The organism is Prevotella dentalis DSM 3688 (genome assembly GCF_000242335.1).
In the GTDB taxonomy this organism is placed as follows: Bacteria; Bacteroidota; Bacteroidia; order Bacteroidales; family Bacteroidaceae; genus Prevotella; species Prevotella seregens.
The window spans coordinates 671952-692297 of sequence record NC_019968.1 but is presented as its reverse complement, the minus strand read 5'-3'; the positions used below and the strand labels follow the sequence as shown (position 1 = coordinate 692297).

Genomic DNA, 20346 nt, shown 5'->3' with positions numbered 1-20346 from the left:
GGAATTAGAAGTTCAGAAATACGCCCAGCACGTAGGTCGTGGCGTTGTATCCGCCCAGCTGGTACTTGGCATGGCTGCTCTTGGCCCAGAGGCAGGGGTTCTCGATGTTGAGCTGCACGCGTGCGCTGCTGAGCCATGCCTTGCGCACGAGGGCCCGGGGCAGGCGGTAGGCCAGCGCAACGTTGCTCAGCCTCACGTGCGAGGCGTCGAGCAGGTTGGCCGACGAATAATAATAGGTGGAGTAGAGGCTTGTCAGCGGCAGCCCGGCTTCGGCAAAGGCGGCCCGCGGCACCTCGGTGGTGCGCTCGTCGCCGGCCTGTCGCCATCGGGCGGCAATGCCGCTGCCCAGCCTCGACAGACGCGACACATAGCCTATGCCGCTGGCGTAGCCATAGTTCAGGAACGGCATGTTGGCGTTGCGCTGCTTGTAGTTGCCCTCATAGGTGAAGAGCAGCGACAGGTCGAATCCGCGCCACGACACCGTGGTTCCAAACGACCCGCTGTAGGTGGGCATGGCGTTGCCGATGCAGCGGATGGCGTCGAGCGAGGTGGGTGCGGTGGTCGTGAGCCGTCCCTGCTCGTCGTAGACCTGCGGCAGTCCCTCGCTGTTGAGCCCGCCCCAGGCGTAGCCGTAGAGCGCCCCATACTGGTCGCCGATGGTGGGATAGGCCGTGGAGTGGTCGAGGGCAAGGAAGTAGACCGGAGCCTTCACGTTGACATACATCACGCGGTTCTGGTTCAGCGCGAGCATGCCGTTGAGCGTCCATGTGAGTTCCTCGGTGCGCAGCACGTCGCCCTGTAGCGTGATTTCGAGGCCGCGGTTGCGCATTTCGCCGTTGTTGATGGCATACGACGAGTAGCCGTAGCCCTCGGTGGGCACGCCTTGCGTGGTGGCCAGCAGCCGCTCGCCATACTTGTTGTAGTAGTCGATGGTGCCGCGTAGCCGGTTTTTGAGCAGGGCAAAGTCCAGCCCGATGTTGGTCACCTTGGTCTTTTCCCACGACAGATCGCTGTTGGGGCGCGTGGCCACGTACTGGTAGGGCTGGCCCGTGTTGTAGTCGGTGCCCGAGTAAGTCACGAGGTAGGGCGAGTAGGTGGGGTTCACGTTGCCCGTGATGCCGTAGGTGGCACGCAGTTTCAGCATGTTCACCCACGTGTGGCGTTTCATGAACGGCTCGTTCGAGAGGTTCCACGAACCGCCCACCGACCAGATGGGCTTGTTCTGATACTGGTTGCTTGTGCCCCAGAGGTTGGAGCGGTCCCAGCGCATGGAGAACGTGGCCGAGAGGCGGCTGTCGTAGGTGTACGACGCATTGCCATAGACCGAAACGTACCGGTTCTTCGTCTCGTAGAAGGCGGCGGGGTTCGAGGCCGAGCTGTAGTCGCCGAAGACATTGGTCAGTCCCTCGATGAGCATGGCCTCGTTCACGGCCCCCGAGGTGAGCGCCCGGTCGTTGTAGTTGTAGTAAGCGTTGCGGTGCATCTCGAGTTTGTTCTCGCGTGTCTCGGTGCCGACGATGGCCGAGACGTTGTGACGCCCGGCCACGGTGTGGTCGAACGAGAGCTGCTGGCGGAAGTTGTACGACTTGCGGTACTGGTCGCGCGTGTTGAGCACGTCGCCGTAGGGCAGGTTGTAGACCACGACGCCGCCCTCTTGCGTGGCAAAACTGTTCACCAGCCGGTTCACTTCATACGACCCGGCCTGCTGTATCTGCCGGTATTTGGCCGAGCCGCGCTCATACTGGAACGAGGCCGCGTACCTGAGCCAGGGCGTCAACTCGACGTTGAGTCGGGCAAAAGTGCGCAGGTTCAGCGTCTTGGTGTTGCCCACTCCCTTGTCCAGATTGGCCATCGGCGTGATGTCTTCGCTGTAGAGCCCGTATTGCTTGAGGGCCGCCTGGTGGGTCGAGCCGTAGAGCAGGGCGGCCGGCCGGGTGCAGGGTGAGCCGTCGGCGTTGAGCAGGTCGTCGTAGGGCAGCACCGTGTAGCCCGGCAAGAGCGGGTTGTAGGTCTGCTCGTCGGCGTCGGCAAACTGCAGGTAAGCCCCCGTCTCCAGCTCCATCCAGCGCGTCAGGCGCGTGGTGTTGGCCAGGTTGATGCCCACCGATTGGTCCTTGGAGTATCGGTCTTCGTAGGCGTTGTGCTTGTAAGTCACCGAGGCTTTAAACCGGTTGGCGGCCGTGGTCTTGGCCAGGTTCAGGTTGTATTGCTGCTGCAGCTCGTCGCGTTTGGCGTGGCGGGCCACCTGGTCGTAGTAGTTGTATCCGCGCGTGGCCAGCCTGTCGAGCGTGGCATTCATCTCTGCTTCGGTGGTGTTGCCGGCGTAGTGGTTCAGTATGGCGCGTATGCCGGCGTTGGGATAGTGGTTCTCGGCCAGTGCCGTCCGGGCGTAGGCCTGGGCGTCGGCGCCGTGCAGCGAGGTGTTGGCCGCGGCCCACTCGCGCTCCAGCGCCACCATGTCGGCGCTCGAGGCCAGGTTGCCCGTGTAGAGCGCGTAGGGCTTCCAGGCCAGCGAGGCGTTGAAGCCCACCTCCAGCTGCTCGTTGCGCGAGCCGCGCTTGGTGGTGATCACAATCACGCCGTTGGCCGCACGCGCGCCGTAGATGCTGGCCGCGGCGGCATCTTTGAGGATGGTAATGTCCTCGATGTCGTCCATATTGAGGTCGGGCAGCTGGGTCGATACGTAGCCCTGCCAGTCCATGGTCTGGTTCTCTACGGGGAAACCGTCGATGACATAGAGCGGAGCTTTCTCGCCGTACATGGTGGACAGGCCGCGTATGGTGCCGTCGGTGTAGCCCGCCACCTGGCCCTCGAGCAGCGAGGTGATGGAGTTCATGCGCTTGGTCTCCAGGTCTTTGGCCGTGAGCTTGGCAAAGGAGCCCGTGGCGCGCTCCTTGGAGATGGTCTGGTAACCGGTGACGAGCACCTCGTCGAGCATGGTCTTGTCTTCTGAGAGCACGTAGTTGTTGGTCTCGTGGCGGCCCACCGGCATCTTCTTGGTCTTCATGCCCACGTAGCTGAGCTGCACTTCCGTGCAGTCGCCGGGTATCAGCAGTTCGTATCGGCCGTCCACATCGGTCACCGTGCCGTAGGGCGAGCCCGGCACGCTCACGGCTGCACCCACGAGGGGCTCGCCCTGCTCGTCGGTGACGGTGCCGGCAATGCGCTTCAGGTCGGCCTTGTCTTTCGGTGCGGCGGGCTTGCCCTGGGGGCCGGTCGGCGCGTCCTTGGCAGTGGCGGTCTTGCGTGCAATGCTGATGTAGCGGCCGTTCACCGTGTAGTCCAGGGGCTTGCCCTCGAGCACGCGGGCCACGGCCTGCCGGGGCGTGAGGCCCGCGAGGCTGGCCGTGACGGTGTAGTCTTTCACGTCGTCGACGACGAAAAGGATCTTCCATCCCGACTGTTTCTGAATCTGCCGCAGGGCCTTGGCCATGGGTTCGCCCCGGAGCGTGAGGGTCACGGTGGGCTTGCCGGCCGTCTGTGCCGGCAGGGGCTGTGGCAGGGCGGCGGCCACGGTCAGGGCGACGGCCAGCCCCAGGATGCCATGTAGTCTGTCTCTCATACGACGTTGGTTTTTAGTTGATGATTTGTTGCTTTGCCTTAGATACGTGGAGGGCCGGCAGGTGGTGGCAGGCTGAAAGCAGAAAAGTGGGAAAAACACGGTTTCTTCACTTTTTCAGGGCTGCTCGATGACAATCTGTTGGTTTTGCAGCCGCGCGTGGAAATGGTGCATGCTGTTGAGCAGTTCCACGGTCTCGGCGGCCGTGCTGCGGCGCGAGGTGGCGAAGTGGAGGCGCAGGTCGCGTAGCGCGGGTGTGCCGAACACCACGTCCACGCCGTACCACCGGCCCAGCTCGGCCATGATGTCCTCAAGCCGCCGGTTGTCAAAGTAGAACTGTCCGTCGCTCCATGCCGTCTCCTCGTCGGTGTTGGCCGTGGTGGCCACGAGGGTGCCGGCGGGGCCTGCCTCCACTTTCTGGCCGGGCACCATGGTGAGGGCGTGGCGGCTGCCGCGGGCGGTCACCTGCACACGGCCCTCCACCAGGGCCACGCTGGGCCGCTGGCCGGGGTAGGCGCGCACGTCGAACGTGGTGCCGAGCACACGGGTGGTGAGCCCCGTGGTGTGCACCAGGAAGGGCCGGCGGCGGTCTTTGCTCACCCTGAATAGGGCCTCGCCGCGCAGCCACACTGTGCGCCGGCCGCTACGCATGCGGCGCGGATAGTCGAGTCGGCTGTTGGCATTGAGCGTCACCTGGGTGCCGTCGGCCATGTGGAGGGTCAGCGTTTCGTCCTCGGCCGTGGCCACATGGGCCAGCGTGGTGTCGGCCGTGGCGGCATGGCGGGCAGTCGGGGCTGCGGTGTCCCCTCTGGTGCCGGGCAGCCATCGGCCGATGGCCATCACGGCTATCCACATGGCCGCCGCCCCCGCGAGGGCGCCCAGCAGATGGGGGCGCAGGGCCGCGAGGCGGGCCGTGCGCGCGGATTGCCGGCTGTTGGCGGTGACGCGCTGCAGCTCGCGCTCCACGTCGGGCAGGGGCACGCCCTGCTCCGTGAGGGCGCGCTGGGCCCGGGCCAGAGCCTGCAGCTGGACGCGGGTCTCGGCGTCGTGGGCCAGCAGGGCCTCCTCGTCGGGGGTGAGGGAGGCCCCCGGCTCGGTGGCCTTCATGGCTTGGAGGGCTGCCGTGAGGCGGTGCAGGTCTTTGTCTTTCATGTGTTATGGGGTCTGAAGGGTTGTTGCATCATGGATACGTTCAGGTTTCGCTTTCGGTGGCAACCTCGTCGGGCGATTTTTCGCCGAAGCGTGCGCGCAGCAACTTCAGGGCGCGCATGACGTGCCGCTTCACCGTGTCGTGGTGCACGCCCAGCGTGGCGGCCACCTCGTCGTAGCGGCGGTGCTCCAGATAGCACATGCGCATGATGGTGCGGGTAGGCTCGGAGAGGGTCGCCATGAGGCGGTCGGCCAGCCGTTGGCGGCGCAGCGACTCTGGGGCGTCGTTCCAGGCCTCGTCCACGGCGTGCACGTAGTAGTCGGCATAGCGCGCCTCGACCTGGCGGTGGCGCAGCAAGTCCATGCACCTGCGCCTCACGGCCACCGTGAGCAGCGTGGCGGCGCGCGTGTCGTCCACCGTGTCCCACAGGCTCCACACGTGGGCGAAGGTGTCGCTCACGATGTCGCGCGCGGCCTCGCGGTCGTGGGTCAGCTGCACGGCGTAGTAGTAGAGTCGGGCATACTGCGCGCGGAAGAGGCGGGCAAACTGCTGGTCGGAACGGGTGGAGAGGGGCATGGGCGGCGGCGGTGGGGGGAGGAATGGTGGGAGATGACAGGACTTGACAGGAGGTTATAGGAGGGGATAGGAAGTTATAGGAGGGGATAGGACTTGATAAGGAGGGGGGAATAGGGCGGGATAGGGAGGGGGATAAGACGTGATAGGAGGGGGATAGGACGGGATAGGGGATTACAAGACCCGGGCAGGGGCGGCTGTGGGGCGCGACAGATAGAGGAGGGTGGCCGTGAGGGCGCCGTTGAGCATCAGCAGTTCGTAGCCGAAACGGTAGCCCGTAGTGGCCGCGGTAAGGGTGTCGAGGGCCAGGCAGAGCAGGGGCGAGGCCACGCATATCCAGGGCACCCGGCGGTCGGCCACCGGCTGGCGGGTGAGCAGGCCGTAGGCAAAGAGGCCCAGCAGCGGCCCGTAGGTGTAGGAGCAGAGGATGTAGATGGCATCGAGCACGCTCGTGGAGTTGACGGCGCGGAAGCCGCATATCAGCAAGGCGAACGCCACGGCCATGGTCGCGTGCACGCGGCGGCGCAGACGTTCGTCGTCGGGCCGGCGGGCCAGGTCCACGCAGAAGCTGGTGGTGAGGGCCGTCAGGGCCGAGTCGGCCGAGGAGAAGGCGGCGGCCAGCACGCCGATGGTGAACAGCACCGTCACCGCCGTGCCCAGCCGTCCGGTGGCGGCAAAGAGGGGCAGCAGCTCGTCGCCGGCGGCGGGCAGGGCGATGCCCTGCCGGTGGGCCAGCATCATGAGCAGCACGCCGAGCGAGAGAAACAGCAGGTTCACCGGCACGAAGGCCAGCCCGTAGCAGCACATGTCTTTCTGCGCGTCGCGCAGCGTCTTGCACGTCAGGTTCTTCTGCATCATGTCTTGGTCCAGTCCGGTCATCACGATGGTGACGAACACGCCGCTCAACAGCTGCTTCCAGAAGTTCTGTCGGCTCACCCAATTGCTCCACTCGAACACGCGGCTGTGGCTGTCGGAGGCCACGGCAGCCGCGGCCTGGGGCAGCGAAAGGTGCAGCTCGGCGGTGACATGCAGGATGATGAGAGCCAGCGCCGTGAGCATGCAGAGCGTCTGGAGGGTGTCGGTCCACACCAGCGTCCTGATGCCGCCGCGGCGTGTGTAGAGCCAGATGAGGGCCACCATGCCCACCGCCGTCACGGCAAAGGGCACGCCGAGGGGCTGCAGCACGTAGCGGTGCAGGATGAAACACACCACGTAGAAACGCACGGCGGCACCCGTCATCTTCGACAGCAGGAAGAACGAGGCCCCCGTGCGGTAGCTCCTGGGGCCCAGCCGACGGTCGAGCCAGGCATAGATGGTGGTGAGCCGCAGCCGGTAGTACAGGGGCAGAAGACCGAACGCCACCACGGCGTAGCCGCCCACAAAGCCGAGGCACATCTGCAGATAGGTCATGTCGGTCTGCGTCACCATGCCCGGCACCGACACGAAAGTGATGCCCGAGATGCTGGCGCCCACCATGCCGAAAGCCACCAGGTACCAGGGCGACTGCCGGTTGCCGCGAAAAAAGGTATCGTTGTCCGTGCGCCGGGTGACGAGCCGACTGTAGGCCAGCAGGGCGGCAAAATAGGCGAGGACCGTGAGAAGAATGACCATCCGAATAGCTTTTGGTGACAGGGCGACAGGCTGCCCTGCCGCTCTTTTCGACTGCAAAATTACAACATTCTGCGCAGAATCGCGTGCGTTTCCGGGCAGAACGACGTGGCTTTTTGGACAGAACCGCGTTGGTTTTTAGACAGAACAACATATTAAACATATAGCTGCACGGTGAAAAGTTCTCACAGATGGCACAGATTTCACAGATGCTGCGCGGTGTTGCTTGGGGGGAAAGGCTTGTTGTTGACCGTTGTTTCGTGTTGTCTTTAGGACAGAACGGCGTTGGTTTTCAGACAGAACAACATATTAAACAGATAGCTGCGCGGTGGAGGGGCTCACAGATTCCACAGATTTCACAGATGCTGCGCGGTGTTGCTTGGGGGGAAAGGCTTGTTGTTGACCGTTGTTTCGTGTTGTCTTTAGGACAGAACGGCGTTGGTTTTCAGACAGAACAACATATTAAACATATAGCTGCGCGGTGAAAAGGTCTCACAGATGGCACAGATTTCACAGATGCTGCGCGGTGGTGCTTGGGGAGACGGGCTTTGCATTGCGGCGCAATCGCCGCGCGTTTGCGCCGTAACGGCCGTGCGTTTACGGGGTCGTCGCCGCGCGTTTGCGGCGTGAAGACGGGGCCGTTTGTTGTTTATCGTTGTTGTTGGTTGTCTTTGGGACAGAACATTCGGCATACCAAATATGCCCGTCGCCCGCAATATTGGAATGTCATGCAATGTTGTTCTGTTCACAAAGCCACGGCGCAGCATCTGTGAAATCTGTGGAATCTGTGAGCCCCTCCACCGCGCAGCTATCTGTTTAATATGTTGTTCTGTCTAAAACCACCCTTTGTTCTGTCTAACTCCACCCCTTATTTTGTCTAACCCCTCACGTTGCTCTGTCTGAAATCACCCGGTGGTCACATTTGTGCCCGCGCATGGAGGTGGCATCATCATTGTTGGGTATTTCGTGAAGAACGCGGTGCGGGGATGGTGGAATTAATTGGAAAATGTGTAATTTTGCACTCCCGTTCATCGCAACGCCGGATGAAAGGTGCCGCAAGGCACCGTCAATTATTCATTAAACAACGACAATTATGAGAACAGAATGGAGAGGTTTCAAAGGAAACAAGTGGCAGTCTGAGGTCAATCTGCGCGATTTCATCCAGAACAACTACACCAGCTACGAGGGCGACGAGGCCTTCCTGGCAGGGCCTACCCAGGCTACCGACACGCTCTGGGGCATGCTCAGGGAGCTGCAGCGGCAGGAGCGCGCCAAGGGTGGCGTGCTCGACATGGAGACCGAGGTGGTGTCGTCGCTCACGGCCTACAAGCCCGGCTACATCGGCGAGGGCACCCGCGAGCTGGAGAAAGTGGTGGGCCTGCAGACCGACAAGCCGCTCAAGCGGGCTTTCATGCCCTACGGCGGCATCAAGATGGCCGAACAGGCCTGCACCACTTACGGCTACACGCCGTCCGAGAAACTCCACGAAATCTTCACCAAGTATAGCAAGACCCACAACGACGGGGTGTTCGACGCCTACACGAGCGAGATGAAACGCGTGCGCCACAACCACATCCTCACGGGCCTGCCCGACACTTACGGCCGCGGTCGCATCGTGGGCGACTACCGCCGCGTGGCCCTCTACGGCGTGGATTTCCTCATCGAAGAGAAGAAGCGCGACCTTGACAACATCGGCGACCGCGAGATGGTGGACGACGTGATACGCCTGCGCGAGGAGGTGTCGATGCAGATTCGCGCCCTCGGACAGCTCAAGGAGATGGCCGCCGCCTACGGTTTCGACATCTCGCAGCCCGCCAGCAACGGCCGCGAGGCGGTGCAGTGGCTCTACTTCGGCTACCTCGGCGCAGTGAAGACACAGAACGGAGCCGCCATGTCGGTGGGCCGCGTGTCGACCTTCCTCGACATCTACTTCGAGCGCGACCTGGCCGAAGGCACCCTCACCGAGCAGGACGTGCAGGAGCTTATCGACCATCTGGTGATGAAGTTCCGCATGGTGAAGTTCGCCCGCATCCCGTCGTACAACCAGCTTTTCTCGGGCGACCCCGTGTGGGCCACGCTCGAAGTGGCCGGCATGGGCATGGACGGCCGCTCGATGGTGACCAAGAGCGACTTCCGTTTCCTCCACACCCTCATCAACATGGGCCCCTCGCCCGAACCCAACCTCACGGTGCTCTACAGCCCGCGTCTGCCGGAGGCGTTCAAGCGTTACGCCGCCTGGATCTCGGTGAAGACCAGTTCCATCCAATACGAAAACGACGAGGTGATGCGGCCTGTGTGGGGTGACGACTATTCGATCTGCTGCTGCGTCTCGGCCACGCAGACGGGCAAGGAGATGCAGTTCTTCGGCGCACGCGCCAACTTGGCCAAGTGTCTCACCTACGCCATCTCGGGCGGCGTCGACTCGAAGAGCCGCGAGCAGTGCGGCCCGGCCCTGCGCCCCATCGAGGGCGACGTGGTGACCTACGACGAGTTCATGCCCCGTTTCATGGACATGATGGAGTGGCTGGCCGCCGTCTACGTGAAGACGCTCAACCTGATACACTACATGCACGACAAGTATTTCTATGAGTCGGCCGAGATGGCCCTCATCGACACCGACGTGCGACGCACCTTTGCCACCGGCATCGCCGGCTTCTCGCATGTGGTCGACTCGATCTCGGCCATCAAGTATGCCCGCGTCAACATCATCCGCGACGAGACGGGCTTCCCGCTGGAGTTCAAGACCGAGGGCGACTTCCCCCGCTACGGCAACGACGACGAGCGGGCCGACGAGATTGCCGTGTGGCTGCTCAAGACCTTTATCACTATGATAAAGAAGCACCACACCTACCGCAACTCCGAGCCCACCACGTCTATCCTGACCATCACTTCCAACGTGGTCTACGGCAAGTACACCTCCAACATGCCCGACGGACGCAAGGCCGGCACGCCGCTCGCCCCGGGAGCCAACCCCAGCTACGGCGCAGAGAAGGCCGGACTGCTGGCTTCGCTCAACTCGGTGGCCAAGCTGCCCTACGAGTATGCTCTCGACGGCATCTCCAATACACAGACCATCAGCCCCTCGGCACTGGGCCACGACGACGCGGAGCGCGCCTCGACGCTGGTGCATGTCATGGACGGCTACTTCGGTCAGGGCGCACATCACCTCAACGTCAACGTCTTCGGCGTGGACAAGCTACGCGACGCCATGGAGCATCCCGAGAAGGAAGAGTACCAGAACTTCACCATCCGCGTGAGCGGCTACGCCGTGAAGTTCATCGACCTGACGCGCGAACAGCAGGAGGATGTGATTGCTCGGCAGGCGCACGAGCGGCTGTAACCCCCTGGATCCCCCTTTCGCTGGTGTAGGCACACGCCCCATGCGTGTCCGCCTGCGCGCTGAAATGGCGGGGGCATGCCGCTGAGTGGCAGACACCCGCGGGGTGTGCCGCTGCACGAATATCCACAAAAGGGGCCTCGTCCTGTGCTGTGGCACGAGGCGGGGCCCCTTTCTTTCCCCTCCCTCCGCCTGCTTCCTTGTCTGTGATACAGGGAGAAAGGAAACGCTGCGGACGGAGGAAAATGTGAAAAAGGAGGAAACCAAGGGCACCCTGAAAGGTGCAAACCATATAATGAAAGGAACAAAAACATGATGAATACCCAAGACACGCTCTCCACTTCTGCCCCCGGCGGCAGTGACGAGGGCCTTGTCCACTCCATCGAATCTTTCGGCTCCGTCGACGGGCCGGGCGTGCGCTTCATCATCTTTCTCAAGGGCTGCCCCATGCGTTGCCAGTTCTGCCACAACCCGGACAGCTGGTCGACGGAGGGCGCGCAGCGCATGACGGCCGACCAGCTGCTCGACCGCGCCGAACGTTTCCGCGCCTACTGGGGCCGCGAGGGCGGCATCACCGTGAGCGGGGGAGAGGCTCTGATGCAGATGGATTTCCTCATCGAGCTCTTCGCCAAGGCCCACAAGCGCGGCATCAACACCTGTCTCGACACCTCGGCGCAGCCCTTCACGCGGCGCGAGCCGTGGTTCTCGAAGTTTGAAGAACTGATGCGACACACCGACACCGTGCTGCTCGACCTCAAGCATATCCGCAACGACGGCCACCGGCGGCTCACCGGCCACACCAATCGCAACATTCTGGATTGCGCCCGCTACCTGTCGGACACGGGCAAGCCCGTGTGGATACGCCACGTGCTCGTGCCCGGCGTCACCGACGACGACGCGCTGCTCCACGAGCTGGCACGCTTCATCGGCACGCTCAACAACGTGGAGCGCATCGAGGTGCTGCCCTATCACACGCTCGGTGTATATAAATATGAGAAGCTGGGAATGGACTATCCGCTCCGGGGCGTCGGCTCGCCCACGCCGGAACGCGTGGAAAATGCCACGCGCATCCTGCGGTCGGGAGAGTAGCTCGGCCCGCAGCGGGTTGAAGAAACGGGTTGCGGCCGGCGCGTCCGTGGCGGCCGCAGCCATAGCCGGCGCCTATTGGGCGGGCGAGGATTTCTCCTTGTCCGCCTTTTTGTCGTGGGGCAGACAGAGGTTGAGCACCACGCCGGCCAGCGCGCTCAGGCCGATGCCGCTGATGGCAAAGCTGCCCCAGCTGAGCACGGCGCCGCCGATGCCCAGCGTCAAGGTCACGGAGACGATAATCATATTGCGCGTTTCGCCCATCTTCACATGGTGGTGAATGAGGTTCTGGATGCCCACGGTGGCGATGGTTCCGAAGAGCAGCAGCATGATGCCGCCCAGCACGGCGGAGGGAATGCTCTGGAGCAACGCCGACAGTTTGCCGATGACCGAGAACACAATGGCCGTGGCCGCCGAGATGCGGATGACCTGCGGACTGGTCACCTTCGTGATGCTCATGGCCCCCGTTACCTCGGAGTAGGTGGTCACAGGAGGCCCTCCGAGGAAGCTGGCTGCCAGGCAGGCGAGCCCGTCGCCCAGCATGGTGCGGTGCAGTCCGGGGTTGGCCACGAAGTCCTTGTGGGCCACGGCGCTCACCACATACACGTCGCCGATGTGCTCAATCACCGGGGCAATGGCCACGGGAATCATGTAGAGGAACGGCTCCCACGCGAACTCGGGCAGGTGGAAGTGGACAATCGAGGGCGGCAAGGCGAACCAGGGGGCGGCCTCTACGGCCGTGAGGTCGACCAGTCCCATGGCCAGAGCCGCCACGTAGCCCACGATGATGCCGCAGATGACGGGCACCAACTTGAGGAGTCCGCGGGCCAGCGAGAGCACCAGCACGGCCGTGGCGAGGGCCACAAAAGCCAGCAGCCAGTGGGTCTTGGCCATGTCGACGGCCGCCGTGGAGAGCGACAAGCCGATGAGAATGATGACCGGACCGATGACCACCGGCGGGAAGAGGCGGTCGAGCAGACACTTGCCCTGCCACCGGATGAGGGCCGACATGACAAAATAGACCAGCGAAACGCCGATGATGCCGGCCAGTGTGCCGGGCATGCCCCACTGCTTGCTGGCCGCAATGATGGGGGCGATGAAGGCGAAGCTGCTGCCCAAAAAGATGGGTACGCGCCCTTTGGTGACGAAGTGGAAGATGAAAGTGCCGATGCCGGCAGTCATTAACGACGTGGCCGGATCGAGGCCGACGAGCAGCGGTACAAGCACGGTGGAGCCGAAAGCGATGAACAGAAACTGGACGCCCAGTATCGTTTTCTTGGCCGGAGAGAGGGTTGCGTTGTCCATGGGATGGTGAAAATGGAATGTGTTGGGTAAATAGAGGTCAAGGCTTTGCCATTGCCGCGCAAAGGTAAAAAGAATTTGCGAGATGGGCAAGACGCCCGTCACATTTGTGCCCGATGCGTCTGTGATTGGCCCCGGGCACGGTGTTTGCAGGGCGAACGGTAGCAAAACATGTTTAATCAAAGAGATGCAATCATGAAAAAATTCGAGAAAGGCCAGACGTTTCAGGCCGGTGAGTTGGTGGATTATGCCGAGGACGGCGTAGTAAGCAAGGAACTTGTGCACAACGATGCCGGTTCGGTCACCCTGTTTTCGTTCGATGCCGGTCAGGGGTTGAGCGAGCACACGGCGCCGTTCGATGCCTTGTTGCAGGTGCTCGACGGCGAGATGGAGCTCACCGTGAGCGGTGTGAGGCATGTGGTGACGGCCGGCCGGTGCTTCGTCATTCCCTCGGGCGCGCCCCATTCGGTGCATGCCGGCCGCCGGTTCAAGATGATGATTACGATGATTCGCGGGTAAGCGGCGGGGGCTTTTGGGTGTATTTTTACGTCATGGCGGGAAAAAACCTGCGGGAATGGGCTGCCATACGGAATAATTCGTTACCTTTGCCCCATCACTTAAAATAAACCATGATGAAGCGAAATCTACTAATTGCCCTTTTGTTCATTCTGTTGTTTGGCACGTCTGCCGGCGTTTGGGCCGCCCCAACAACCCGTGCCGCCTCCCCAACAAGCTCTGCCTCCGCCGCGGCAAACCCCGGCAAGGCCCAGAAATCCATCTACATTCCCTTGGAATGGCGCAACCAAGGTGCCAACAAACTGTATGCAGAACAGGATCCAAGAAACGAGTACACTTGGTCGAAGTCGCGTTCCATCGAGAACGACGACATCATTATCTACTGGGATAAAGGCTATGGAGACACCAAGCCGTCCGACTTGAGGAAAGACGATTTCTTCTATGTCGATCTCGAAGACCTGCTTAATAAGTGCCAGCAATTCTACAATCTCTACTACAACAAGCTGGGTTTTGTGAACCCTGCGACCACTAGTTTGAACAAGTATAAGACCATCGTGTGCCTCTGTCATACCAGGGATTGGACATGCTTTGGCGCGGGATACGACTTTGTAGTGAACGCTTTGTGGCTCAATCCGGCCACTTGCAAGCCTGTGGGCTTCTCGGTGGCGCACGAGGTTGGGCATGCTTTTCACTACATGTGCTACGCTGACGCCTCCGGCAACAACCCCGTTTCCTCCTCCACGATAGGGACAGGCTTCCACCTGCCCGTGGGAAAAGGCGCGACGATATGGGAGCAAACCGCACAGTGGCAGGCCTGCCAATGCTATCCGGCGAGCATGTTCGACGAGAGCATCAACGCCTTCCGCAGCACCCACACGCTGGCCTTCACGCATGAGATACACCGCTACCAGAGCTATTGGTTCCTCTTTTATCTCTGCCAGCACTACAACGACATCAGAACAGTAGCCGATGTTTGGAATCAGCCTATGAACGGGGCGGTGGACTTCAACCAGTCGCTCATGGCCCTGAAAAAGCTCAAGTCGGCCGATTTGTACAAGCTGTACTTCGACTATGCCCTGCGCTGCGTCACCTGGGACTTCGATGCTTGCAGCCCCTACCGCGACAAATATATAGGCGATTTCCAGTACAACTGCGCCCTTGCGGGCGACGGAAGCTATCAGGTGGCCATGCGCAGCTGTCCGCAATCCACGGGATTCAACGTGATTCCCCTGGAAGTTCCCGAGGCCGGCACGCCCGTTACGGTGCGTTTCACAGCGTTGCCCGCCGGAAGTCCGCTGGCCGAAAGCGACCCCGGACAGTACATGAAGGGCATCAACGACTATGCAACGCTGCCGGCCGGAGAACGCCATTACAACAACAAAGTCAATCCCCGGTTCCGCGGATTCCGGCTCGGCTTTGTGGCTTTGCTGAAAGACGGCACCCGGAAATACTTCCAGCAGGACAACGTCGTATGCACAGGCAAAAAGGAATCGACCGAAGAAGCAACCATGACCGTACCCGACAACACGGCCAAACTCTGGTTTGTCGTCGTTCCGGCACCCACTGTTTACTACCAGCATCAGTGGAACGACGAGCCCGCCGACGACGATCAGTGGCCCTATCGCTTCTCCATCGACGGCACAACTCTCGGCGATGCGGCCAATGTCTACGTCAACCCGACCCTCGACGGCCGGGAAATCAGCAACACAACCATCACTTACGACCTGACTTTCCCCGCCACGTCGGCCTCGTCGGGCGACTATTCCGGCTGCACCGTCACGCTTTCAGGTCAGGCCGCCGCGGCGTTGGGCACCGCTTTCCAGCTACTTCCCGCCGACATAGGCGGTCGAATGACCGCATGGGCCAAGGGCGGGCCGGCCGCCGGCAAAATCATGTTCTACGCGGTCAACCCCAATGGAAGGCTCAACGATGCCGGCTCCACGGCCAATGGCTACGGTCATTGGTATGACATTCATGGGTTTCGTTGTGGGTTCTACGACGGCAATGCCAGAGTGTTTTCCGAGTTCAATGCCAATGCACTGACATTCAACATCGGTCAGAAACCGGGCACATGCCGCCTGGGCGACAAGTACACCATCCGGCAGGCCCTCCGTTACCGCGACAACCACAACAAGGAGGCGGTGGCCACTTTCGTCTTCCATGTGACGCTGGGAGCGGAAAAATCGGTGAAGGTGAGCACCGGCATCAGCAAGCCCGCCTCGGTTCCCGTCACCCCTGCCCCCTACATTTACACGCTGGGCGGCCAGCGCATCACGGCGAAAAGCGTGGAGCAGCTTCCGGCCGGAGTCTATATTGTGAACGGCCGCAAGTACGTTTCGCGCGGCCGCAGGTAGTCCATACGCCGCCGAAACGGGCTCCCGTCAGGAATGGCCGCTCCCTGCAAGCGAGCCCGTGTAGGGTTGGCCCAGAACAAATCATTGCCGCAACTCCTCGGAGTTGCGGCAATGACGTTTCTCAATCTTCTTCCCCAGGCTCTTGTCCAAAGCCCTCGAGTGTGGAGCTGGTGGGATTCGAACCCACGTCCAAACAGGGAAACCATACGCTTTCTACACGCTTATTCCAGCCTTTTGTTTTCGTGTGACGGCAAGACCTGGACCACCAACCGGCACCTTATCCTCTGAATTTCACACGGGCAACGAGGCTTGCCCGCGCTATTTCCGATTTTCCTGCACCGCTGAATCCTTGGATTCGGAACCACATCCTTGGAGCGATGTCTCGTCGCATCACCTGGTGACGCGATAAAGCCAGTGATCTACTATGCTTCGATCAGGCAGCGAGAGCGTAATTGTTTTCGCCAATTAAATTGTTGTTCACTCAGTTTAAGGAGGTAGCCAACGAGCCTCCGCGTGCTTACATACCGTCTCATCCTGCTGTCAAATCCAGTCAGCCCCCAGCGTTTTCGGGTCATGCCCGTCTGTCGATGCCGGGTGACGGCGGCGGATGCCGGGGGGCGGGGCGCAGGGTTGCGGGCCTCGGCGGACAATCCGCTATCGGCGGCAAAGATACCATTATTTTTTGAAAGTGCCATGTTTTCGGCCGAATTTATTTTCGGCCGACCATCCGAGGTTTGTTTTCGGGGGAGGGGAGGAGGAGGGATCAGAGGTATTGCATGAGGATATCCCACACGGCAACGAGGTGGCATACGGAGCCGAGGAGCACGAAGAAGTGGAACACCGTGTGCATGTAGCGGCGGCGGTGGAGCGTGTAGAACAGGGCCCCGGCGATGTAGGCCACGCCCTCGGCCACGATCCATGCCACTGTTCCCGCACTCACGGCGGCCATGAGCGGCTTGAAAGCCACCAGCACGCTGAGCCCCATGCCCACGTAGCAGAGCGTCTCCACGTTGCTGTGGCCCTTGAGCCGACGGAACGAGAGCACCGTTCCCACGGCTGCACACAGCCACACGAAGCCAAAGAGCGACCACCCCCACCAGCCTTGCTGGCGCAGGGCGATGAGCGTGATGGGCGAGTACGAGCCGGCGATGTGCCAGTAGATGGCGGCATGATCCCAGCGTCGCAGCCGCTCCTTCCATACGCTGCGCGCGCTGAGGGCGTGGTAAAGGGTGCTTGCCGCGTAGGAGCCGAGCATGCCAAAGAGGTAGAGCGCCACGCCGGCCGTGGCCCAGCCGTTGCGCACACGGAAGCACCACAGGAGGAACACCGCCCCCGCGGCCACGCCCATGACGATGCCTCCGGCGTGGCTCCAGGCGTTCCACAGCTCCTCGCGGTGGCTGAAGAAGAGCCGGTCGCGCAGGCGTGAGGGCGTGTGGCGGTGGCGGGAATCGGGCGAGGTCATGACGGGCGGTGGGGATGAGTGCGGGCGTTGGCGATTTTTCGGGCCACGCGCCGCCTCAGATAAGCCTTGTAGGCCATGTGCCACCAGCGCGAAACGGGGCGCCCCCAGATGGTTTCGCTGGGAAATTCGAGGGCGAAGTGCAGGTTGCGCCAGGTCTCGATGAAGTACTGCGTGTAGACCGACTTGCCCTTGAAGTTGTACCGTTTGTCGTGATGGCCGAAGTTTCCGGCCAGCAACACCTCGCGCAGCAACAGCCGCCCCACGCGCTCGTTGGGCTCCACGAGCATGTAGCGGCCGGGCAGCCCCAGCACCTCGTGCAGCAGCCACATCACGCCGCGGCCGAACTTGAGCATGCCTGTATGGCGCAGCAGCTGCGCGTCGGCCCGCTGCTCCTCAGACGTGAAGCCGCGGCGCAGCAGGTAATAATAGTCTATGAGCTGCCGCAGGCCTATACCCTCGAAGAAGAAGTGGTGCATGATGTGCGACAGTTGGAAGATGCGGTTGAAGTCGTCGGTGGGCACGGGGACGCTTCCCGCCGCGCCGGGCAGCCTCACGCGCCGGGCAAACTGCTCGGCCCGCACGCGGTTGAAGTAGCATCGCAGCCGGTATTCGTGGAGCAGGTTGCCCATGAACGAGGGGAAGAAGTGGATTTCGGCCGGCGTTCGGGTGAATCCCGAGAAGTCCACGTGGTGGTAGCCTATCTCGGCGCGGGGGGCGTTGGTCTTGACGAAGCAGAGCAGCGAGAGGGTGTCCTGGTCGGTCCAGAGGTCCACGTCGCCCGGCGACCGCATGTGTGGGTCGGGATACATCAGGGCGTTGCCCTGCCCTTTGAGCACGCATGCCTCGATGTGGCCCTCGTGGTGGAGCCGGCTGACGAGCAGTGCCGTGTCGCGGTCGGCCCGTCGGGCCTTGGCGGCATTCTTCCCGTCGGCTGCAAACCAGGCGGCAGCCACATACTTGTCGGGCCCGCCGGGCTGGTCGGCGGGCAGGCGGCGCAAGCCGTGATACATCACGCCCACGATGCCCTGCTTGCGTGAAAACTTCAGCATATCGTTCCAGTCTATCTGCCCGAGGCAGGGCGGCACGGGGGCCTCCTCGTCGATGGCAAACCGCAGGAAAGCCAGGTAGTGCTTGTATTTCTCTTCCACGGGGCGGGTGTTCAGGATTTGTCGAGCACGGAATAGACCGTGTTGTTGGGGTGATACTCGGGCACTATCTGTTTCATGGTGTGCACAATCTTCATGTCGTCGAAGTTGTGGGCCACGGCAAAGAGCCGCTCCATCTGCCGCTGCACGTCGGCCAAGTCGTACTCGCGCACTTTCGAGATGCGTATTTTGGGGTGGAAGCTGGGCAACGTCTCCTCCGTGTTGGCGAGCATTTCCTCGTAGAGTTTCTCGCCGGCGCGCAGCCCGGTGTATTCTATTTTCACGCCCGTCACGCCGCTCAGGCGTATCATGCGGCGGGCCAGGTCGGCTATCTTTACCGGCTGTCCCATGTCGAACACGAAGATTTGGCCGCCCTGTCCGTGAGTGCCGGCCTCGAGCACCAGCTTGCAGGCCTCGGGGATGAGCATGAAGAAGCGGATGATGTTGGGGTCGGTGACGGTGACGGGACCGCCGGCTTTGATCTGTTTCTCGAAGAGGGGGATGACCGAACCGTTCGATCCCAGCACGTTGCCAAAGCGTGTGGTGACAAACTGCGTGGCGGCTTGGCGCCCCTCGCCGTCGCTGACGGTGCCGCCGGCAATGGCCCGGCTGAGGCTCTGGCAGTAGATTTCGCAGATGCGTTTGGAGCAGCCCATCACGTTGGTAGGGTTCACAGCCTTGTCGGTGGAAATCATGACGAACTTCCTCACGCCGTATTTCACGCTGAGATCGGCAATGACTTTCGTGCCGTACACATTATTATATATAGCCTCTCCGGGGTTGTCTTCCATCATGGGCACGTGCTTGTAGGCGGCCGCGTGGAAGAGGAAGTCAGGACGGAAGCGGGCGAATATCTCTTCCATGCGCTCCTGCTGGGTGATGCTGGCCACGATGGTCTCGCAGGGAATGTCGGGATGCTCGTGGGCCATCATCAGGCGGATGTCGTGCTGCGGCGTCTCGGCCTGGTCGATGAGGATGAGCCGTACGGGCTTGTAGACGGCCACCTGGCGCACCATTTCCGAGCCGATGCTGCCCGCGGCGCCGGTAATCATCACGCGGGTGCCGCTGAGCATGGTGCCGATGGCGTCCATGTCCACTTGGATTTGGTCGCGTGGCAGCAGGTCCTCGATGTTGATTTCCTTGAGCTGTTCCGCCTCCATCTTGTCGCCGGGACGCCACACTTGCGACTCGGGCATCATGTAAATGTGGATGCCTGCATCAATGAGAGCATCTTGCAGCGACTGGTCTTCGCGGAACTTTTCCGTCTGCAACGGCGACACGAGCACGGCTTGGATGTTCATGGCTTTGAGCAGCGAGGGCAGCCCGTCGTCGGCCTCGTAGACCTTGACTCCCAGGATGATGCGCCCCCTGAGCGTGGGTTCGTGGGTGATGAATCCCTTGAGCTGGTAGGGCGAGGGCTTCATGTTTCGCATCATCTTGGCCATGGCCACGCCGCCCTCGCGCGCGCCGTAGACCATGGTGCGAACGCCTCGATCCGAGCTGAAGGCCACGTCGTAGAGCGTCTTTACAATGATGCGAACGGCCCACATGAGGATGGTAGCGATGAAGTACATCAGAAAAATCTGCCGCCCTTCCAGTCTCACGAAGTGCAGGTCAAGGTAGTACACCCCGTAGTGGGCTACCTCGGCGATGGCGCAGCTCAGGGCCATGGCATAGGCCACGCGCTGCAGGTCGACGAACGAGGAGTAGCGCACGACGCCGCTGTAGGTGTGGAACACGCGGAACCCGATGAGGTTGAAGCACATGTAGATCAGGATGGTCTTGGACAGAAGAACGATGTTGCCCAGCGTGACGGCCCCGCGGTAGTAGAGCCAGAACACGAGGATTCCGGAGAGGTAACAGATGAGGCAGTCGATGGCGAGCACCGTCCAGTAGGGCAATGCGTTCTTGGTGAAGTACCAATTGGCTATTTTATGAAATATTCTCATGTGTTTTCAGTCGATGGTCTTACAATCTTTTTTACTGACAGGATGCACTGCGCAACCGTGTGTGCAAAGCGGGACAAAGGTACTACATTTTGCGGGATAAAGACCATTGCGGAGTGTTAAATCTGCGTTTTCCGGCCTTTCATCCTCCGGATGCCCGCACAGCAGGGGCCGCCACCGCAAGAATGCGCGTTAAAAAGGTGTAAATTTGTGTGCCCACACATTCGTTTCCCGGGCAGTTTACTTACCTTTGTGAGTCGAAAATCAGGCCACCCGCGAGGGCCGTCTTTTGTTTCATGTTTATATAT

At 61.5% G+C, this 20346-nt stretch carries 13 protein-coding genes and 1 other RNA gene; 5 read left to right on the top strand and 9 right to left on the bottom strand.

The genetic code is table 11. The annotated features are described in order from the left end of the window. Positions 1-4 precede the first annotated feature (4 nt). The 4 genes from PREDE_RS10030 to PREDE_RS10015 form a co-directional block, all read right to left on the bottom strand. On the bottom strand, positions 5-3562 hold the full coding sequence (locus PREDE_RS10030; RefSeq protein WP_005847063.1) for a SusC/RagA family TonB-linked outer membrane protein: 3558 nt from the start codon (positions 3560-3562) through the stop codon (positions 5-7). A 114-nt stretch (positions 3563-3676) separates the two neighbouring features. Then, positions 3677-4711, bottom strand: a complete 1035-nt coding sequence (locus PREDE_RS10025; protein WP_005847062.1) for a FecR family protein — start codon at positions 4709-4711, stop codon at positions 3677-3679. Between the two features lie 40 nt (positions 4712-4751). Beyond that, positions 4752-5285, bottom strand: coding sequence for a sigma-70 family RNA polymerase sigma factor (locus PREDE_RS10020; protein WP_005847061.1), 534 nt, complete (start codon positions 5283-5285; stop codon positions 4752-4754). A gap of 171 nt (positions 5286-5456) precedes the next feature. Then, positions 5457-6893, bottom strand: coding sequence for a sodium:solute symporter (locus PREDE_RS10015; protein WP_005847060.1), 1437 nt, complete (start codon positions 6891-6893; stop codon positions 5457-5459). 188 nt (positions 6894-7081) lie between these two features. Here PREDE_RS10015 and PREDE_RS10010 point away from each other — a divergent pair, with 188 nt between their 5' ends. From PREDE_RS10010 to pflA, 3 genes are all read left to right on the top strand, one after another. Further along, a complete protein-coding gene (locus PREDE_RS10010) occupies positions 7082-7375 on the top strand; it encodes a hypothetical protein (RefSeq protein ID WP_005847059.1) in 294 nt (97 codons plus the stop codon). A gap of 608 nt (positions 7376-7983) precedes the next feature. Then, positions 7984-10230 carry a formate C-acetyltransferase gene (gene pflB, locus PREDE_RS10005; RefSeq protein ID WP_005847057.1) on the top strand — a complete coding sequence of 749 codons (2247 nt, stop codon included), beginning with the start codon at positions 7984-7986 and terminating at the stop codon, positions 10228-10230. Positions 10231-10539: 309 nt separating this feature from the next. Further along, positions 10540-11316 carry a pyruvate formate-lyase-activating protein gene (gene pflA, locus PREDE_RS10000; RefSeq protein ID WP_005847056.1) on the top strand — a complete coding sequence of 259 codons (777 nt, stop codon included), beginning with the start codon at positions 10540-10542 and terminating at the stop codon, positions 11314-11316. Positions 11317-11388: 72 nt separating this feature from the next. Here the strand turns inward: pflA and PREDE_RS09995 are convergent, their stop codons facing one another. After that, entirely contained in the window at positions 11389-12618 is a 1230-nt protein-coding gene (locus PREDE_RS09995) for a uracil-xanthine permease family protein (protein ID WP_005847055.1), read from the bottom strand. A gap of 192 nt (positions 12619-12810) precedes the next feature. Between PREDE_RS09995 and PREDE_RS09990 the strand changes: the two genes are divergently transcribed. Further along, the gene (locus tag PREDE_RS09990; RefSeq protein WP_015310449.1) at positions 12811-13134 is read left to right on the top strand and encodes a cupin domain-containing protein; all 324 of its coding nucleotides are present in this window, start codon (positions 12811-12813) and stop codon (positions 13132-13134) included. 110 nt (positions 13135-13244) lie between these two features. Further along, positions 13245-15485, top strand: coding sequence for a DUF6055 domain-containing protein (locus PREDE_RS09985; RefSeq protein ID WP_005847052.1), 2241 nt, complete (start codon positions 13245-13247; stop codon positions 15483-15485). A gap of 159 nt (positions 15486-15644) precedes the next feature. Here PREDE_RS09985 and ssrA read toward each other — a convergent pair. The 4 genes from ssrA to PREDE_RS09970 form a co-directional block, all read right to left on the bottom strand. Continuing rightward, positions 15645-16043, bottom strand: a transfer-messenger RNA (tmRNA) gene (gene ssrA / locus PREDE_RS13590). 205 nt (positions 16044-16248) lie between these two features. Next, the gene (gene trhA, locus PREDE_RS09980) at positions 16249-16947 is read right to left on the bottom strand and encodes a PAQR family membrane homeostasis protein TrhA (protein ID WP_005847050.1); all 699 of its coding nucleotides are present in this window, start codon (positions 16945-16947) and stop codon (positions 16249-16251) included. Continuing rightward, the gene (locus PREDE_RS09975) at positions 16944-18095 is read right to left on the bottom strand and encodes a nucleotidyltransferase family protein (RefSeq protein WP_005847049.1); all 1152 of its coding nucleotides are present in this window, start codon (positions 18093-18095) and stop codon (positions 16944-16946) included. Before PREDE_RS09975 ends, trhA begins: the two co-directional genes overlap by 4 nt. Positions 18096-18106: 11 nt before the next feature. Beyond that, complete coding sequence (locus PREDE_RS09970; protein WP_005847048.1) at positions 18107-20041, bottom strand: polysaccharide biosynthesis protein; 1935 nt, start codon at positions 20039-20041, stop codon at positions 18107-18109. Positions 20042-20346 lie beyond the last annotated feature (305 nt).

Coding starts and splice junctions, on each gene's coding strand:
- PREDE_RS10030 (WP_005847063.1), bottom strand. CDS start 3,562: ATGAGAGACAGACTACATGGCATCCTGGGGCTGGCCGTCGCCCTGACC.
- PREDE_RS10025 (WP_005847062.1), bottom strand. CDS start 4,711: ATGAAAGACAAAGACCTGCACCGCCTCACGGCAGCCCTCCAAGCCATG.
- PREDE_RS10020 (WP_005847061.1), bottom strand. CDS start 5,285: ATGCCCCTCTCCACCCGTTCCGACCAGCAGTTTGCCCGCCTCTTCCGC.
- PREDE_RS10015 (WP_005847060.1), bottom strand. CDS start 6,893: ATGGTCATTCTTCTCACGGTCCTCGCCTATTTTGCCGCCCTGCTGGCC.
- PREDE_RS10010 (WP_005847059.1), top strand. CDS start 7,082: ATGGCACAGATTTCACAGATGCTGCGCGGTGTTGCTTGGGGGGAAAGG.
- pflB (WP_005847057.1), top strand. CDS start 7,984: ATGAGAACAGAATGGAGAGGTTTCAAAGGAAACAAGTGGCAGTCTGAG.
- pflA (WP_005847056.1), top strand. CDS start 10,540: ATGATGAATACCCAAGACACGCTCTCCACTTCTGCCCCCGGCGGCAGT.
- PREDE_RS09995 (WP_005847055.1), bottom strand. CDS start 12,618: ATGGACAACGCAACCCTCTCTCCGGCCAAGAAAACGATACTGGGCGTC.
- PREDE_RS09990 (WP_015310449.1), top strand. CDS start 12,811: ATGAAAAAATTCGAGAAAGGCCAGACGTTTCAGGCCGGTGAGTTGGTG.
- PREDE_RS09985 (WP_005847052.1), top strand. CDS start 13,245: ATGATGAAGCGAAATCTACTAATTGCCCTTTTGTTCATTCTGTTGTTT.
- trhA (WP_005847050.1), bottom strand. CDS start 16,947: ATGACCTCGCCCGATTCCCGCCACCGCCACACGCCCTCACGCCTGCGC.
- PREDE_RS09970 (WP_005847048.1), bottom strand. CDS start 20,041: ATGAGAATATTTCATAAAATAGCCAATTGGTACTTCACCAAGAACGCA.